Origin of the sequence: Rufibacter roseus (assembly GCF_001647285.1) — a bacterium.
Classification (GTDB): Bacteria; Bacteroidota; Bacteroidia; order Cytophagales; family Hymenobacteraceae; genus Nibribacter; species Nibribacter roseus.
On record NZ_LRML01000015.1, the window covers coordinates 20,251 to 37,849 of the forward strand.

The following is a 17,599-nucleotide window of genomic DNA, read 5'->3' on the forward strand; positions in this document are numbered from 1 at the left end:
TTGAGAAAATAGGCTAAAAACGCAGTTGGCACAGACACTGGCAGGTCTATTGGGCAACCAGATATTCGTGGTGACTTTCTTCAAGAAGCACGCATTCCTGATACTCCCTCTTTGAAGGGGTAAGGCTGTTAAATTCTCACCATAAGAGGTTGCTCTTCCGGATTTGCAATCCGGAATCGGGTATCTAGGGGATTTGTAATCCCCGTTGCTGCGCCATAAAACGGAAAAGCCGCGGATTGCAAACCCGCAGATTGCAAACCCGCAGGATACTCAAGTTCGGGATTGCAAATCCCGAACAGCGGAGAACTTAACGGCCCTACCCTTTGAAGGGGGCGAAGGGGGATGTTTACACAGGAGTGTCCACGCATTCCAAACCCTGTTTCCGGGTAAAATTCAGAAAAGGAGACCTAAAACAGAAGAGAAACCACTTTTATTGGGACTCCCACGGTATTTTAAAGGGTAAATGAAAAAGACCGAGGTTTTGTCTTTCGCCCTTCAGGGGAAATCAGTAATTTTATTTTCACAGGTAAAATTTATTGACATTTATTCATTTGCGTATGAAAGCCTTAACCCTTTCTCTGATTTTTTGTGCTGTTGTGGTGACTTCGGGCTTGGCCCAGACGCAAACGGCTGCCCCCGCCCAAAACCGCTCTGCCTATACTTTGCAGCAGCAGTTTAACTCCATGAAGTTCAGTTCTTCGCCTTACAAAGAATTTGGCCATGATTATAGAGTAGTTCGGGAAAGCCGTTTGGAAGCTTTTCTGAAAAGCGTGCAGGATACCCTGAAAGTACGGGAACAAAGCATTAAGAACGCCGGCAAAGAAACCGCTGTGGCTCTGGAGAAAACACAGAAAGAACTGGAAGTCCAGAAAGCACAAGTACAGGCCCTGCAGCAGGACAATGCCAAAAAAGAGCAGCAGCTTCAGCAATTTGACCATGATATAAGCCACTTGTCGGTTCTGGGGCTGGACATGGACAAGCAGCTGTACGTGGTTATTAGCTTGGCAATTATTGTTGGCTTAGGTGCCATGGCTGCCGTTTTTGCCTTCATGTTCAAGAACAGCAACAGCGTTACCCAACAAAAAATCAAAGCTTACGAAGAATTAGACCAGGAACTGAAAGACTACAAAACAGCCTCACGTGAGCGCGAGATCAAGCTAAAGCGCGAAATGCAGTCCGAAGCCAACAAAGTAGAAGATCTGAAGCAGGAGCTGGCAGAGCTGCGCAAGCGCATGGCGGTGTAAGGAGCAAGCCGTTGTCACTTGAAAAGGGTTCAGATAGAAAACCGGCTAAAAACTGATGAAAAAGTACGCATTCCTGATACTCCCCCTTTGAAGGGGGCAGGGGGATGTTTACACAGGAGGGTACGCATTGTGTTAAATTTTTAAAGCTCCATATCGTCATTCTGGGCATTCTTGAGGCGAGAGCCAAAAAGAGCCAGCCTAGCTGCCGAGGAAACCTTCTCGTTTTCGGTGCTAGATTTTGATTAACAAATGTCATAAGCCAATGAAAAGCACAAGCCAAACCAAGTAGTAAACGGTGATAATGCCCTTCTTGTGAATTGGGAACGTAAGTTTCCTCGGCTACACTCGGAATGACCTTAAAAGTAATTGCAATGCGTGTCCTCCTGTGTAAACATCCCCCTTCGCCCCCTTCAAAGGGGGAGTATCGGGAATGCGAACCAAACGGAAAAAAGCATCATACATAACCAGAAAAGTACCTGACCTCGTAGCGTCCGAAGGACCTGCGAGCGTCTCCACCAACTGCGTTTCAAGCCTGTTTTCAGAAAAACAAGCCTAAAACAATACCGTTATCCCTCAAGTAGTCCCATTTCCTGCCATGAACCCAACATCTCCCTCAGCCTCAGAAACCACCCCTCCCGTTCAACTGGAAGGCGGCACCTATGAAGTCCTGCGCAACCGCTTAAGCAAAAGCGGGGGCGAACTGCGGGCATTGCTGGACCAGCTGAACCATGAGCGGAAAGAAGTCTTCGGGGCGATTGAGACGAAGTTGCTGGCTACGGAGCGGGTGACCACCGAGCACAACTGTGTGCCCTATGACATGGTGCCCGTGGGGGAACAGCTGTTGTTTGGGTACAATGTGCATTTGGGGCTGAAGACCGAGGTAGAGCTGAGCGATGTGTTCAGCGTGTACACCTATGAGAACCATCAGTTCCACCACCAGTCGCTGGAGCTGATTAATCACGCCACCTTTCAGGACGAATTTCAGAAGCTGTACAAGTACTACAAGAACACGCAGTTTGTGAAGTTCGCCGTGCAAGGCGTGCACCTGTTCATGGTGTTCCGCATTGGAAAAGGCTTAAATGACATCAAGACGTTTAAATGGGCGCTGCAGGCAGGCAAACTCACGTACTTAGACAATCGCTCCGACCACGAATACACCTTCCCCAATCAGCACGATTTCGCCTGGAAGCGGGTGACCCGCGAGGCGCACCGCCCAGGAAAGCACCCGCACATTTCAATTGAGGACAAGGTGTTCGTGGAAACAATCGGCGGGGATTTGACCATTAAAGTAGAGGATAACACCGAGTCGGGGCAGGGCATTTACGCGGAGCCCGTGGAGGACAAAGACCAGACGCTGGACGACTCGGAGCTGTACTACGCCCTCATCGGCAATTTGATTTTGCTAAAAATCAAGCCGTACCGCGAGAACAACTACCGCTACATTGTCTACAACGCCAAGCTGAAGGAGGCGCGCCGCATAGATGCCATCCAGGATTGCTGCGTGTTCCTGCCCGAAGACCAAGGCATCATCTACGCCTACGGCTACTACCTGCAGACGGGCGAGTTCAAGAGTTTCGACAACGGCCTGCAGGACATGCTGTTTGAGAAGCGCATCGCCTCGCCCAACGGCGAAGATTTCCTGTATGTCTTCTACAACAAGCAAAGCGGGGTGTACTTGCTGTTGAGCTACAACCTGATTACCCAGAAAATAGAAAGCCCCATTATCTGCCACGGCTACGCCATCTACGAAAATGGCGAACTGTGCTATTTTAGAGGTGACGAGGAACCCAAAAAGCACCACGCCCTCCAGATTTGGCAAACGCCGTACATTGGCTCCAACTACACTATTCCCGTCACCAAAGAGAGTTTCCTGTACAAAATAGGCAACAAGGAAATTGTGCGGGCCATGGCCGAGTGTACCGAGATTCTCACCTTGGTCAACAAGGAGGATTCCTACGACAACCTGTACCTGGACCTCATCAAGCTCACGACCGATTTGCTCGATAGCTATCACTGGCTGGATAAAAAGGAGACGTTTGAACTGGCGCAGCCTCTTGCGGCCATCCGCCAGACGGCCACCGCGGCGGTTGAGGAATTTGAGAAGGTCATCAGCATCAGGAGGAGCACCCAGGCCCAGGTGGAACAGGTACTCGGCACCGCCGATGCCTTGATTTCCCGCTTAAAGATGCAGAGCGCGGGCCACATCAACGACTACGTGAAGTCATTGGCCGAACTGCGCTCGGTGCGGGGCGAGGTCATTTCTTTGAAAGAACTGCGCTACGCCGATGTGGCGCGCATTGAAACGTACGAGGCACAGCTGCAGAGTTTCAGCCAGGACCTGGCGAACCAAACCGTTGACTTCTTGTTGAAGCCCGATGCGCTGGTGCCCTATGAACAACGCGTGGCCCAAATCACAGCAGGCATAGACCAGATTGGCAAAGTAGTGGAGGCCGATGCCACCGAAAAGGAAATCTCGGGCGTAAGTGCCGAGCTGGAGATGCTGATTGAGATTGTGAGCAACCTCAAGATTGAAGACGCGACCCAGACCACACGTATCGTAGATGCCATTTCTACTATCTACGCCTCGTTCAACAAAACCAAAGCTACCCTCAAACGCAAGAGGCAGGACTTGTTGAGCTCCGAAGGCCAGGCCGAGTTCAATGCCCAAATCAAGCTCATCAGCCAGAGCGTCATCAACTTTCTGGATGTGTGTGACACCCCCCAAAAGTGCGATGAGTACCTCACCAAACTCATGGTGCAACTGGAGGAACTGGAAGGCCGTTTCTCGGAGTTTGACGCCTTTTTAGAAATAATAGCCGATAAACGCGAGGAGATTTACAGCGCGTTTGAAAGCAAAAAAGTAGCGTTGCAGGAGGCCCGGAACAAACGCGCCACCACCCTACAACAGGCCGCCGACCGCATTCTGAAAGCCGTGCAGAGTCGCCTGAGCAAGCTAGGCACCGTGGCCGAAATCAACGGTTACTTCGCCTCTGATTTGATGATGGAGAAGGTGCGCACCACCGTGGAAGAGCTCCTGGCCATGGGCGACACCGTGAAAGCCGATTCCATCCAGAGCCGCCTGAAAACGCTGCGCGAAGACGCCGTGCGCCAACTCAAAGACAAGAGCGAGCTGTTCGTGGACGGGCAGAACGTGCTCAAGTTCGGCACGCACCACTTCACTGTAAACACCCAGCCGCTGGAACTCAGCATCGTGCACCGCGACGATGCCATGTACTACCATCTCACGGGCACCAGCTTCTTTGAAAAAATTACCGATGAACGTTTTGTGAGCTACCGCCCCGTGTGGGAGCAATCACTCATCTCGGAGAACAACCAGGTGTACCGCGCCGAGTACCTGGCCTTCCAGATTCTGCAGGCCGCGCAACAGGCGAAGAACGTGCCTTCTGCAGCCGAAGCTTCGGAAGGAAGCCTGCATTTGTTGACCCTGGACGAACTGCACAAGCTCCGCACCGAGGAGCTGACCACGTACGTGCAAAAGTTCATGGCCGTGCGCTTCAATGAGGGCTACCTCAAAGGCGTGCACGACCATGACGCGGCCCTGATTGTGAGCGCTCTGGTGCGCCTCTTCAAGACCGCCGACTTGCTCCGTTACCCCGCCATTGACCGCGCCGCCGCCCGTCTTTTTTGGGCTGTTTTCGCGAAAGAAGGCCAAAAACAGCTTTTCCATCACCAACTCAAAGGTGTGGGCGCCATCCTGCAGGTCTTCCCTGAGACACACCAGTTCGATGCCATTAAACAGGACTTGCAGCGCGAGCTCCAAGCCTTCCAACTAGAAACTGGTTTGCTACCCGAGGCCAATGCCGAAGCCGCTGGCGAATACCTGTTCTATGAATTAACCCGCGGCGACCATTTTATTTCCAGCGCTCAGGCGGCGGAACTGGTGCACGACTTCCACCAGTACCTCACCGAAAAGAAAGCCTGGAGCTTGTTTGAGTCTTCAGCCAAGGCGCTGGAGGAAAGCCAAATAGAGCGGTTTGAACTGATGCAACATTGGCTCAAGGCGTTCCTGACGCAAGCCAGCCGGACAGAGGATTTGGAATATGTACCCGAAGCTTCGGTGCTGTTGCTGTTAAAAGAATTGAAACCGACCCACCTGGTGCACGCCAACCTGCGCGAAACGCTGGCGGGAATGCAGGGCAGTCACCCGCTGTTGCAGGAACAGCAATATCCGTTGCATTTCCACCAGTTCCAGCAGAAACTAAGCCATTACGAAACCCACGTGGTGTCCCAGTACAAGGCCTTCCACACGCTCAAGCACCAGATGACGGTTTCGTTTGAGGAAGAACTGCGCTTACAAGAATTCAAGCCGCGGGTGATGTCCTCTTTCGTGCGGAACAAGCTGATTGACCAGGTGTATTTGCCGCTAATCGGCGCGAATCTGGCTAAGCAGATGGGCACCGCGGGCGAGACCAAGCGCACCGACCTTATGGGCATGTTGCTGTTGCTGTCGCCGCCGGGTTACGGCAAGACCACGCTCATGGAGTACATCGCCAACTGTTTGGGCATCATCTTTATGAAAATCAACGGCCCCGCCATTGGGCACCAAGTCACGGCGCTGGACCCTACGGAGGCCCCTAACGCCGCCGCCCGTGAGGAACTGGAGAAGCTGAACCTGTCCTTCGAGATGGGCGACAACGTCATGATTTACCTGGATGACATCCAGCACTGCAACCCCGAGTTCCTGCAGAAATTCATCTCGCTCTGCGATGCCCAGCGTAAGATTGAGGGTGTGTACAAGGGCCGCAGCCGTACCTATGATTTCCGGGGCAAGAAAGTGTGTGTGGTCATGGCCGGTAACCCCTACACCGAAACGGGCGACAAATTCCGCATCCCCGACATGCTCGCCAACCGCGCCGACATCTACAACCTTGGCGACATCATCGGTGATACAGAAGATGTGTTCAAGCTGAGTTACCTAGAGAACTCCCTCACCTCTAACGCAGTGCTGGCGAAACTGAGCACCAAGAGCCAGAAAGACGTGTACGCACTGGTGAAACTGGCCGAAACCGGTAACAGCGAAGGCATGGAACTAGAAGGCAACCACACCGCCGCCGAAATCAGCGAATACGTGACCGTGATTAAAAAGCTTTTGTCCATCAGAAACGTAATTCTAAAGGTGAACCTGGAGTACATCCGCTCCGCCGCCCAAGCCGACGAGTACCGCACCGAGCCTCCGTTCAAAATGCAGGGTTCGTACCGCAACATGAATAAGCTGGCCGAAAAGGTCATGCCCATCATGAACGACCAGGAACTGCACACGCTCATTTTGTCGCACTACCAATCAGAGTCCCAAACCCTGACCACGGGTGCCGAGGCCAACATGCTCAAGTTTAAACAGCTCATTGGTGTGGCCACCCCTGAGGAAAACCAGCGCTGGGAAGACATCAAAGCCGCCTTCGTGCGGAATAACAAGCTCAAAGGTTTTGGAGATGGTAACCAGGTAGGGCAGGTGCTGGCGCAGATGGAGAACATTTCAGAGGGATTGGCCGGGATTAAGCAGGTGTTGGGGGAGCGGAAGGTGGAGCAGGTATTACCTGCATCGGGTGGTCCGCTGGCTAATTAAAGGAGCAATTTAATTGAAGGTGAAAACGAGGTTTAGGTTGTTAACCATTGCATTCAGCATATTGATGCTGGCTGCTTTTGGGGCTGCTCCTTTTTACGTTTTTAAAAAAGCAATTGAAGAAGGCAAGTTAGAACTAAATGTTGCTACCGTGGCTGCGTTTGTTTTGCTGTTGTTGTTCCTAGGGGGAATCGCTGCAATAATGAAATGGGCTAAGGTAATTACAATTGATAAAGACAGACAATTGGTTACCATTCTTCATCCCTTTCTTCTTCAAAAAAGAATGTACAACTTCAATGAAATCTTAGGTTTTCAATGGGATTATGTGAGCGGGAAAGTCACCTATAAATTTTTGAAACTTAAAGCCTCTGATGGAAGAACTTTTCAGTTTCTGGATTTCGAGATGGCTAATTTCAGAGAAGTGGAAGGTTGGATTGCCCAACTCTTTGACCTGAGAGTAGGCAAGAGCTGGAAATTGGCAACGCCGAAGCAAAAAGCCTTTGAAGAGTTAAGAAGTAAGGAATTTGACATTGAACAGGCAGAAGATATTAGATGGTATCTCAGATTTTGTATAGTTGGCGCTGTAGTAAGTATAATAGTACATCTTTATGTGCTCTATGAAAGGGAACTCTCCATTAGTACAGGTAGTGCTATCTTTTTAGCTATCATTTTTGCTTTTACTGTTGGAGTGCTTATTAAGTACAAAGAAATTAACCGCATTCTTAATGAATAGGAGTGGATTGGCAAAGTGCTGCGCTAACTCTATTCAAAACAACAACTGTCGAAGTAGTGGCTAGAGCATAGCCAATTGTTTCAATTGATCCGCAAATCCTGCTCGCAAATAGTTGTGCGTAGAGTTAGCGCAGCGCTCTAAGCACTTACCGGATAGCCAATCTCCCGATTGGCGTTACTAGCAATCCTCAACTACTCAATCAGCACTACCGGCACCAGCCCTCTCAATCCGGCATAATCTCGGGCACTGCTGTACAGGTAATGCTCTGGTTCTTCCACCCAACCGTCTTTCATCGGATTCTGGTGGATATACTGGAGCTTTTGGTCTATAAAAGTATTGCAAAGCAATTCTTCTGCATGATTGCTTTGCTGCCAAAACTGGTAACTGGTGTTTCGGCTGTTGCTTTTGGCGGCGTAGGCAAATTTGTCCAGGAGCCATTCCTGTCGGCTTTCAAAACTACTTTCTTCTATGGTACGGATGATTTGCTGGGCTGTATACTTTTTCAGGTCACGCAGGATTGGGCTCTTTTGTTGAGATGATGAGGTGAACGTGACTGCTCATAAGGCACCAAGCGTGAACTTGTAGTCCTTTGTGTTGGATGCAGAACTTCAGGCTTTCCACGAATATTTCTTTGTATCTGGCTCTAATGAATACGTCTATCCAGAAAACTACCGAGAAGGTGACAAAGTACATGCCTTCTAAGTTCTGCATATGGTAGGGGCGGGGCTGTAGCATAGTAGGCTCGTTTGCTTAGTTCTACGTGTAACGCCAATCGGGAGATTGGCTGTCGGGCAGTGCGTAGAGTGCTGCGCTAACTCTACGCACAACTTCGAACCACCACCACCACCACCAACAACAACAACAACCTTTGATGGGGTGAATTACTTCATATTCAGGCTAATTACTCTTGGCTCTATTTTACCACTCCATAACTTTTTTCTATCTTACGGTACCAACCCTTACAAACACAATAAACTATGGAGTTAAACCACAAACTACTGCGGCAGTTTGAGCAGGAAGCAGCCAATACCAAAAAAATGCTGGAGCGCGTGCCTGAAGAACATTTTGACTGGAAGCCTCATGCTAAAAGCACCTCATTGAGAGATTTGGCGGCGCACGTGGCCGAGCTACCGGGCCTATTCATCACAAGGGCTATTCTGTCGGATGAGCATGATTTCAGCAAGGAAAAGTATGTGCCATTTAGTGGTACCACCCATGCGGAGCTGATGCAATTGTATGATAAAACGTATCAAGGGGCGGTAAAGGCTTTAAACGAAACTAATGTGGTGGAGATGGGGAAATCCTGGACGCTTCGCCACGGAGAACACGTAATCGTGTCTTTGCCCAAGCAAGCCATTATCCGGACTTTAGCTATGAACCACATCATTCACCACCGCGGACAGTTGAGCGTATATCTAAGACTGCTAGATGTACCAGTGCCGGGCATGTACGGGCCTTCAGCCGATGAAGGAATGAATATTTAAAAAATTCACTTTCTATAAATTCTGCAGAAGCCGTTTTTGACCTGTTTTACAGAAAATAGGCTAAAAACGGCTTCTGCCAGATTAAGTAAACTTCCAGCGCATTACATGAAAACACTTCTTCTTCTTTTCGTAGCAGGATTTTTATCCCTTACAAGCTTGGCACAAGACAAACCACTTGAAATTAATTTATACCCAGGTGAAATCCCCAACCAACTTCCGGGCACTGACGAAGAGAAGCTGGAGGTAAGGCCAAACAAAAGTCAAAGCATTACCAACGTAAGAAAGCCTACATTAACTGTTTTTCTGCCGGCTAAAGGAAAGGGCAACGGAACGGCAGTGGTAATATGCCCGGGCGGCGGCTACACCAAACTGGCTTTTAGCCACGAAGGAACTGATGTAGCCAGGAAATTTGCAGAGCAGGGAGTGGCAGCCTTCGTGTTAAAGTACCGCTTACCAGACTCGGCCGTGTCACCTCAGCCAGAGCTGGCTCCGTTGCAAGATGCCCAACAGGCACTTTTAACCGTTCGCAAACTTGCGAAGGAGTGGCAGGTGGACCCAAAGCGAGTGGGGATCATGGGCTTCTCGGCAGGTGGACATTTGGCCTCAACAGCTGGTACCCACTTTATGCGTGAGGCCATTCCTAACCCAGAAAAACTTTCATTGCGGCCAGATTTTATGGTGTTGGTATACCCCGTTATCAGCAGCGATACCACTATTACCCACCGAGGCTCTTTCAATTTGCTGCTGGGCAAGAAAGCGTCTGCTGACAAACGAAAGCAATTCTCTAATGACTTACAGGTAACACCTGATACACCGCCTACCTTTCTGGTACATGCCACAGATGACAAATCGGTTCCCGTGCAAAATAGCCTACTTTTTTACCAGGCGCTGCTCCAGCACAAAATTCCCGCTGAGCTGCATGTTTACCAAAATGGCGGTCACGGGTTTGGGCTGATCAATAAAACCACGCAAGATCTGTGGTTTGACCGCTGCCTCCATTGGATGGCCAGCAATAATCTGCTCCCGCAGGTAAAAAGTAAATAGGTTTTAGTTTCTATAAAATAAACTGAAGCATTCGTGTGGTGGAGTAGGTGCTGAGGTGCTCCATCAGATAAAACAGCTGCTGAAGCCAACTTAAAGTTGGAAACGTTCAAATATAGTAGTTGCCGAGGCCGTATAAGCTAATATTAGAAGCTGTTTTTCGGATTTCGGAATTAATACTTACGTAGAAAGCGTTACCTTGCCAAGATGTTATGGATTTGATTGGCGATTACCGTTGAGATAGCTCTATAGCCTTTTTCAACTTTAATTGTCACATATGGCCACACCAAAATTCATAGCGCCAGCTAATTCTTTTTATTCTGAATTAAAGCGCCGCACCAATGCCTATTTTGAAGAAATAGGTACACACCCCACCGGTAACTATAAACTATACACCAAAGCCGCCGTGTTGCTGAGCAGCATGGTGCTGCTGTACACTCACTTGGTATTCTTTACGCCTCCTGTTTGGTTGGCTCTGATAGAATGCATTGTAATGGGCGGCGTAACGGCTGCCATAGGGTTTAACGTGATGCACGACGGTGGCCACGGAAGCTTCAGTAAGAAGAAGTGGGTGAATGAACTAGCTGGCTTATCATTGAACATGCTAGGCGCGAACATCCACATGTGGACCACCAAGCACAACATCATTCACCACACCTACACTAATATTGATGGCGTAGACGATGACCTTGATGCCCGTCCTTTTCTTCGCCTGTGCGAAAACCAGGAACACCTGAAAATTCACCGCTACCAGCATTATTATTTCTGGGGTGCCTACTCTATGCTGTACATCTACTGGATATTCTTCACCGATTACGTGAAGTACTTCACCCAAAAGGTAGGTGACATTCCAATCAAAAAAATGAGCACCAAGGAGCACCTTTCTTTCTGGGGCTTTAAAGTGTTGCACTTTATGCTTTTTGTAGTGCTACCGATTTACACCGTTGGCTTTTTGCCTTGGTTAATAGGTTTTCTGGTGTACGGTATGTTTACCGGCTTGGTGTTGAGCATCGTTTTCCAGTTAGCGCACACAGTAGAACACGCCCATTTTCCTATGCCGGCTCAGCCTTCGAACAAAATAGAAGATGAGTGGGCATTGCACCAGCTTAAAACAACTGCCAACTTTGCTACCAAAAACAAGATTGTGTCTTGGTTAACGGGCGGACTGAACTTTCAGATTGAGCACCACTTGTTCCCCCGCATCTCGCACGTGCATTATCCTGAAATAAGTAAAATCATTAAAGAGGCTTGCGCCGAATTTGGGGTAGCGTACAACGAGTTTCCTAAAACCAGAACAGCCATACTTTCGCACATAGCGCATTTACGGCAACTGGCTTTGCAGCCAGTATTGCTGCAGCGGTAAACTTAAAAATAACAGAAAAGCCGTTTTGGGCCTGATTTTTTTAAATCAGCAAAACGGCTTTTCTGTTTCTCAGCTTCCTGGTCTTGCTATTCTACTTTCTGGCTTGCTGTATTTGTTGAACCAGTTCTTTGTCAGAGAGATTACTTAGCCAGTTTACTGGCACCTCTAGCCGCACGGTTTGGGCTTGGCCGCTGGGCGTGCACACCACGGTTACTTTGCCTTCATCCGTTTCAGCCAGCTCAGTGGCTTTGTCGGCTGCCTTGTCATTTAAGCCCGCATACGCCTGCACGCAGGTCCAGGTGAGGTTGTCTTGGTCGGTTACTTCCCGTTGGGTCATACTTTTCATGTAAAGTGAGCGTGAGTATTGTCTGAAAAGGTGTAACGCAATCCAGTGGCAAAAGGTAGGAGACTAAACAACAAAACCTGTTTCAGGACTGATTTTCTGAAAACAGGCCTGAAACAGGTTTTAAGTTTAAGTGCGGCTGAACTTAATTGTAGGTATTAAACTTGGCGAAAATATCAATGCTGATAAAGCGACCATTTTTCATTTCGCAGTCTACCATGGTGCCCTCATGAATGAAATTTAATTTACGCACCGCTTTTTTGCAGATGTCGTTGTCAGACTCCACCAGCCCCTCAATGCGGTGAAGGTTCAGTTGCTGAAAAGCGTAGTCGAAAATAAGGGGCATGGCCTCTGGCATGATGCCTTTTCCCCAGTACTCAGGCAAAAGCCAGAAACCAATCTCGGCTTTTCGGTGCTCTAGGCTCATGCTGCTCAGGCCGCCGCCGCCATAAAAGACTTGGTTATCTGGCGAGCAAACGGCCCACCAGATACCAGTTTGGTTCTGCTCGTTTTCCCAGAACCAGTCTAATTGCCGCTGGGTGTCTTCCAGGCTGGTGTAGTTGACGCCATAGTACTTGATCACGTCTGGGTGGGAAAGGCCCAGGAATACATTTTCTAGATCAGATTGTTTGAACTGGCGAAGTAACAGCCTTTCTGTTTTCAATTCAGGAAAAGCGGTGGCCTGTAGAATAGCGGATGCCTCCATGGTATAGGTGCTAAATATTTGCAGTCAGTAATTTAGCGAAATTTAGATTATGTCAGAATCTTAATCAACAAAGCTGAAAGCATTGATATAGCCCTGCATTTGCTGTAGAAACAGGTGCAGGTGGTAACCATCGGCTAGGGCGTGATGCAGGGCTACGCTCAGGGGCAGAGTTACTTTGTCTGGCAGCACCTCAAGCCGTCCGTACGCAATCTTAGGAATTCCCGCCTCCTGCGGGTTCACGGAAAAGGCATGCTCCATGCCGTTGAACTTAAACCAGGGCAAGGTGGTGAGATGTAGCAAATCAGCCCCTTGATAGCCGATAAACAGGTTCTTGCTCTCTTTGGCCTCATTAATAATTTGCCGGGCGTTGGAGCTGAACTCCAGCAGGGTTTCCTGGTAAGGCAAGCTTACAAAGGCAATGGTTTGGTTGTTTTTTAGAATGGTGGTAGAAAGGTCTAAGCCCTCATACAGCACCACCCCGTTGTTCTGCAGGCGTAGCCGGAAGTTCTCAACGGAGCGGGCAGCCTCTAAAGTCACGTACAGATACGCCAGAAATACCGATAGCTGGTGACGTTGGCAATAATGGTAAAGAGGGGTGATGTCTACCTCGGTGTGCACATTAAAGAATGGCTGCGTAAAAGTGCTAAAGAAGCGGAACTGCTCTTCACGGTCCCAACCCTCCAGGGCAATAGGTTGGTGGTTATACTTCGAAGTCATAAATTTCTATTCTTTTTTCAATGTCGCGGCGGTTCATTTGGGTCACCGCGGCCCCAGTTACTGTAATTAGGTTTTCTTCTTCTAGTTGAGCCAGTAAACGGTTCAGGTTACGTTGCGAGGTGCCCAGCAGCTCGGTCAGCAAAGCTTTGGTAATTTGCAGTTCGTTCAGCCGGGAGAGCTCGCGCAGCACAATAAGCAGGGTGTAGATGAGACGATTGGTGCTTTGGATAGAAGTCTGCAACGAGGTGTTGAGCAGCTTAGAGGCCATAGACCGGTGCACGAGCAGGTTGAAGTCTGGCTCCTGGGCCAGCATCTTCAGAAACTGCAGGGAGCTAATGTGGTAGAAGGTGCAGTTGGTGAGCGCCTGCACGGTGCAGAAGTAGGGCATGTGCATAATGGCTTCCACGTCGCCCTCTACCTCGCCGGGACCAAACACACCCAAGGTAAATGATTGGCCGGTGGCAGTAGTGCGCGTTACCTTTACCAGTCCGGAGGCAATAATAAATACCCCCTTCGGCGCAGCCCCCTGTTTTAACAGAACCTGTTGCGCCTGCGCGTGCACCTCTGTAATGTGGTACTGCGCCTGCAGAGCCGTATGCGCCTGCATGAACAAAGTAATTTTTGTTCGGTATTCGGTATAGAAATGCTCTTCCATGGCACAAACATACGCCATTGGCTCGGTGGCTGAAAGGACATTTGTCTGCTCTGAATTAATGACTTTAAAAATGAAAGGGTACATGCTCCTTGATGGTTATGAAAGGTAGAATTTTAACGCCCCAATACCTGCTTTCTCTGCCAAGGTAGTGCTTCATATAGGTAATATTGGCCGCTTAATAGCTTTTACTTTTATCTTCTATCGGTAATTTGTAAGTTAGAACTTGAACAAACCCAACCGCCTTATATGAAATACTATTTGTTGTACCTGCTACTGCTGATGATCTCTGTTGTGGCCGCAAAAGCCCAATCTTCACACATGCTGCAGTCGCCAGACGGCACAATCAAAGTAACGGTAAACCTGCAAAACAAAATCACCTACAGCGTTACCCACGGGTCAGATGAAGTACTGGCACCGTCGCCAATTTCTATGACGCTGGCCAACGGAGAGGTTTTGGGCGGTAAACCAAAACTGCAGAATGCCAGGAAAAATACGGTGAACCAAACCATTAAAGCTCCAATCTACAAAAGAGCTGAAGTAAAAGACCATTACAATGAACTGGTGCTGAACTTCAAGGGCGACTACAGGGTCATCTTCAGGGCGTACAACGATGGCGTGGCCTACCGGTTCGCTACTTCTAAAAAGAAAGATTTCGTGGTGCAAGACGAAGAAGTGGCTTACAATTTTCCCGCCGACCACAAAGCTTTAGTGCCCTACGTGAAACTGGAGAAAAAAACATCTACCGAGAAGAAGTCTACAATTGAATCTCAGTTCTGGAATTCATTTGAGAACGTTTACGCGCACTTGCCGCTTTCAGAAGTTGACCCTCAACGTATTGCCTTTCTGCCGCTGGCCGTGGAGGTGACATCCCAGAAAAAGGTAGTGATAACCGAAGCTGATTTGGAGAGCTACCCAGGCTTGTTTTTAACCAATAAAACTGGGAAAGCTTCGCTGAACAGCGTATTTGCTCCGTACCCGAAACGAATTGAGCAAGGCGGGCACAACAACCTGCAGCTGCTGGTAAAAGAGCGCGAGAACTTTATTGCCAAGGCCAAAGGCAGCAGAAGTTTCCCTTGGCGGGTAATGGTCATCTCGGCTCAGGACAAAGACCTCGCCGACAGTGACATGGTGTATAAGCTGGCAGCACCTAGCCAGGTGAAAGATGTGTCTTGGATCAATCCGGGTAAAGTGGCATGGGACTGGTGGAATGCCTGGAACATTGGCGGTGTGGATTTTAAATCTGGCATCAACAACGACACTTATAAATATTACATTGACTTCGCCTCAAACAACAAAATTGAGTACGTCATTCTGGACGAAGGCTGGAGTGTGAAAGGCGAAGCCGACATGCTGAAAGTAATACCTGAAATTAACCTGAAGGAGTTGGTAGATTACGCCAAGGAGCGCAACGTAGGTATCATTCTATGGGCAGGTTACCACGCCTTTGACCGCGATATGGAGAATTTGGCTAAGCACTACGCCAATATGGGCGTGAAGGGCTTTAAAGTAGATTTCATGGACCGCGATGACCAGCAGGCCGTAGATTTCTATTACCGTGCCGCCGAAGTAGGAGCCAAATACAACCTGCTCATTAACTTCCATGGGGCGTATAAGCCTACTGGCATGCACCGCACGTACCCTAACGTCATTAACTTTGAAGGAGTGCATGGGCTGGAGCAGATGAAGTGGTCTGACCCGGACGTGGACCAGGTGACTTATGACGTGACTATGCCTTACATCAGAATGCTGGCTGGCCCTATAGACTATACCCAAGGTGCCATGCGCAATGCCACCAAAGCAAATTACCGCCCCGTGTATTCAGAGCCTATGAGCCAAGGCACGCGCGCGCGTCAGCTGGCCATGTATGTGATCTTTGAATCGCCGCTGAACATGCTGGCCGACAGCCCCACCAATTACCTGAAAGAGCGCGAAAGCACCGCTTTTATCTCTTCCGTACCTGAAACCTGGGACAATACCGTAGCGCTTGACGGAAAAATAGGGGAACATATTGCCATTGCCCGCCGCAAGGGGAATGACTGGTACGTTGGTGCCATGACCAACTGGAGTGCCCGCGATATGGAACTGGACTTGTCGTTTTTAGGCGAAGGCAATTTTGTGGCAGAGGTTTTCAAAGATGGCATAAACGCCGACAAGATGGCCTCTGATTACAAACGAGAAACTGTTGACGTTCCGCAGAACCGCAAGCTCAAAATCTCTATGGCACCCGGTGGTGGCTACGTTGCCAGAATTTATAAGAAGTAGTTTTTTTGATTCTACCGAAGCAAAAGCAGCTATTGGGAATAACCCAGTTAGCTGCTTTTTTTTGTGTAGACACAGTAAATCGAAGTTTCCACATATCTGAAGCGCGTGGATTAACTATTGTCTCTGGCTAAAAGCTTTTCCTTTCTTTTTCGGTTATCCTGAGCGATGTCGAAGGATCTAACGGAGAGGCATATTAAAGAAAATACTGTTGCCTTTTGTCAAAATAGTAAAAGATTATTGTTCGTGACCTTTGTTACCTCATTTGAAGAAGTCTTCGTTAGATCCTTCGGCTTCGCTCAGGATGACAAAGTGATTATCTATGCTTTAAGCTGTTTTATCTAAAAACAGGCTTAAAAGCATAGATAATCAATGATATCACTGCCCAGCTAGGCTACGGCTCGTCCCCGCTGCGGCTGGGAAGGTGAAATGAGCCATTCTAACGCATCTTGGCTTGCATAAAAGAATTGCAGCTCATAACATACTTCTGAGGTCATCAGGCAACATTCTAAATTTCGGGCGTGATTAGGGTCTTTGGGCACGACCACCGCCAGCTGTCTTACTTCTTCGTCACAAAGAATTGGCGCTACCTGGTGCGAAAGCCATATCAGATCTTGAGGGGTAGGATTGCCTCTTTTGCTACTGTCTAGTATTACTTTTTTGACCCTATACTCATGCAGAAGTTTCAGAAAACCAAGGTGCCCTGTTGATATTTGGCAGGGGAAGGTTCCTGAACCCAAGTAAGTTGCAAAATTTTGTCTCGGGAATAGTGGCAGACGGTGTACAGCTGGTTCTGTTTAAGAATAACGGACTCGCGTTCCATAGCAGTAGTTATTTAGCTTATTCAATTTTGAGTAGACTTTAACTAAATAGAAGGCTGAAATAGGTATGATAGCTCCTGTTGCTTATTCTTAGAAGGAGTATATTTTAGTATATACTTTATTTAACAGAAAAGGTATGTATGAAGAGTAATTTTTGAGCCGACAAATAAACAAATGACATGAAGAAGTGATAAAATTAATGCCCCTTCAACCATGCTAAAGCAGCTTGTTCGTTATCAAACTCCTGAAACTGCATGTTAAAGGTTATTTCTTTATTTACCTCTTCAACCAGCTTATGGGTTCTGTCTTCCCTTACCATGTCATTGGAGGCTATTCGGGCTAGCTTTTCAACCCGGGTTGTCAACAGTTGTACCCCAAACTGGTGTACCACTTGCCGGTGGTCTTCTACCGGTACCTCTATTCTGTTGCCACGGCTGTCTATCAAGAATTTCTTGATATCATAGAACTTGAGTGTATCTATTACTTTCTTCAAGGAATGCATGATTTCTGACTTGGTCAGACCTGTAAGATCAGGCCACTTCATGGACAGTATATCTGTGGTAACATCATAATGTAACTCAACCAAACTATCTTTGAGCAGCAGCATAGGGTAGCGTTTTACTTAATAAGCAAATGAGGGCCGATTTGTTTA

Annotated in this window: 15 protein-coding genes; 7 read left to right on the forward strand and 8 right to left on the reverse strand. The window is 48.4% G+C overall.

The window, feature by feature from the left end; genetic code table 11:
- Nucleotides 1-557 precede the first annotated feature (557 nt).
- From A8O23_RS17715 to A8O23_RS17725, 3 genes are all read left to right on the forward strand, one after another.
- Nucleotides 558-1,244 carry a hypothetical protein gene (locus A8O23_RS17715; protein ID WP_066624244.1) on the forward strand — a complete coding sequence of 229 codons (687 nt, stop codon included), beginning with the start codon at nucleotides 558-560 and terminating at the stop codon, nucleotides 1,242-1,244.
- Between the two features lie 595 nt (nucleotides 1,245-1,839).
- Nucleotides 1,840-6,828 (forward strand): DNA repair ATPase, encoded by a 4,989-nt coding sequence (locus tag A8O23_RS17720; protein ID WP_066624246.1) that lies wholly within the window; start codon nucleotides 1,840-1,842, stop codon nucleotides 6,826-6,828.
- A gap of 64 nt (nucleotides 6,829-6,892) precedes the next feature.
- Nucleotides 6,893-7,558: a hypothetical protein gene (locus tag A8O23_RS17725; protein ID WP_066624248.1), complete on the forward strand. Its 666-nt coding sequence runs from the start codon at nucleotides 6,893-6,895 to the stop codon at nucleotides 7,556-7,558.
- A 191-nt stretch (nucleotides 7,559-7,749) separates the two neighbouring features.
- Here the strand turns inward: A8O23_RS17725 and A8O23_RS21925 are convergent, their stop codons facing one another.
- On the reverse strand, nucleotides 7,750-7,905 hold the full coding sequence (locus A8O23_RS21925) for a hypothetical protein (protein WP_239693437.1): 156 nt from the start codon (nucleotides 7,903-7,905) through the stop codon (nucleotides 7,750-7,752).
- 160 nt (nucleotides 7,906-8,065) lie between these two features.
- Nucleotides 8,066-8,269 (reverse strand): hypothetical protein, encoded by a 204-nt coding sequence (locus A8O23_RS21930; protein ID WP_239693438.1) that lies wholly within the window; start codon nucleotides 8,267-8,269, stop codon nucleotides 8,066-8,068.
- A 266-nt stretch (nucleotides 8,270-8,535) separates the two neighbouring features.
- Here A8O23_RS21930 and A8O23_RS17735 point away from each other — a divergent pair, with 266 nt between their 5' ends.
- From A8O23_RS17735 to A8O23_RS17745, 3 genes are all read left to right on the forward strand, one after another.
- Nucleotides 8,536-9,042, forward strand: a complete 507-nt coding sequence (locus A8O23_RS17735; protein WP_066624250.1) for a DinB family protein — start codon at nucleotides 8,536-8,538, stop codon at nucleotides 9,040-9,042.
- Nucleotides 9,043-9,147: 105 nt separating this feature from the next.
- Nucleotides 9,148-10,086 (forward strand): alpha/beta hydrolase, encoded by a 939-nt coding sequence (locus A8O23_RS17740; RefSeq protein WP_066624252.1) that lies wholly within the window; start codon nucleotides 9,148-9,150, stop codon nucleotides 10,084-10,086.
- Between the two features lie 274 nt (nucleotides 10,087-10,360).
- Nucleotides 10,361-11,446 (forward strand): fatty acid desaturase family protein, encoded by a 1,086-nt coding sequence (locus A8O23_RS17745; RefSeq protein WP_066624255.1) that lies wholly within the window; start codon nucleotides 10,361-10,363, stop codon nucleotides 11,444-11,446.
- 91 nt (nucleotides 11,447-11,537) lie between these two features.
- On the opposite strand, the gene A8O23_RS17750 is transcribed toward A8O23_RS17745, so the two are convergent.
- The 4 genes from A8O23_RS17750 to A8O23_RS17765 all read right to left on the reverse strand — a co-directional run bounded on the left by A8O23_RS17750 (nucleotide 11,538) and on the right by A8O23_RS17765 (nucleotide 13,951).
- Nucleotides 11,538-11,792, reverse strand: coding sequence for a hypothetical protein (locus A8O23_RS17750; protein WP_239693439.1), 255 nt, complete (start codon nucleotides 11,790-11,792; stop codon nucleotides 11,538-11,540).
- 142 nt (nucleotides 11,793-11,934) lie between these two features.
- Nucleotides 11,935-12,495, reverse strand: coding sequence for a GNAT family N-acetyltransferase (locus A8O23_RS17755; RefSeq protein WP_066624260.1), 561 nt, complete (start codon nucleotides 12,493-12,495; stop codon nucleotides 11,935-11,937).
- Between the two features lie 60 nt (nucleotides 12,496-12,555).
- On the reverse strand, nucleotides 12,556-13,212 hold the full coding sequence (locus A8O23_RS17760; RefSeq protein WP_066624262.1) for a CatA-like O-acetyltransferase: 657 nt from the start codon (nucleotides 13,210-13,212) through the stop codon (nucleotides 12,556-12,558).
- Nucleotides 13,196-13,951, reverse strand: coding sequence for a Crp/Fnr family transcriptional regulator (locus A8O23_RS17765; protein WP_066624264.1), 756 nt, complete (start codon nucleotides 13,949-13,951; stop codon nucleotides 13,196-13,198). Before A8O23_RS17765 ends, A8O23_RS17760 begins: the two co-directional genes overlap by 17 nt.
- A gap of 162 nt (nucleotides 13,952-14,113) precedes the next feature.
- On the opposite strand from A8O23_RS17765, the gene A8O23_RS17770 reads away from it, so the two are divergent.
- Nucleotides 14,114-16,129: a glycoside hydrolase family 97 protein gene (locus A8O23_RS17770; protein ID WP_066624266.1), complete on the forward strand. Its 2,016-nt coding sequence runs from the start codon at nucleotides 14,114-14,116 to the stop codon at nucleotides 16,127-16,129.
- Between the two features lie 386 nt (nucleotides 16,130-16,515).
- On the opposite strand, the gene A8O23_RS17775 is transcribed toward A8O23_RS17770, so the two are convergent.
- Nucleotides 16,516-16,866 carry a hypothetical protein gene (locus A8O23_RS17775; RefSeq protein WP_066624267.1) on the reverse strand — a complete coding sequence of 117 codons (351 nt, stop codon included), beginning with the start codon at nucleotides 16,864-16,866 and terminating at the stop codon, nucleotides 16,516-16,518.
- A gap of 277 nt (nucleotides 16,867-17,143) precedes the next feature.
- Nucleotides 17,144-17,554 carry a hypothetical protein gene (locus A8O23_RS17780; protein ID WP_066624268.1) on the reverse strand — a complete coding sequence of 137 codons (411 nt, stop codon included), beginning with the start codon at nucleotides 17,552-17,554 and terminating at the stop codon, nucleotides 17,144-17,146.
- Nucleotides 17,555-17,599 lie beyond the last annotated feature (45 nt).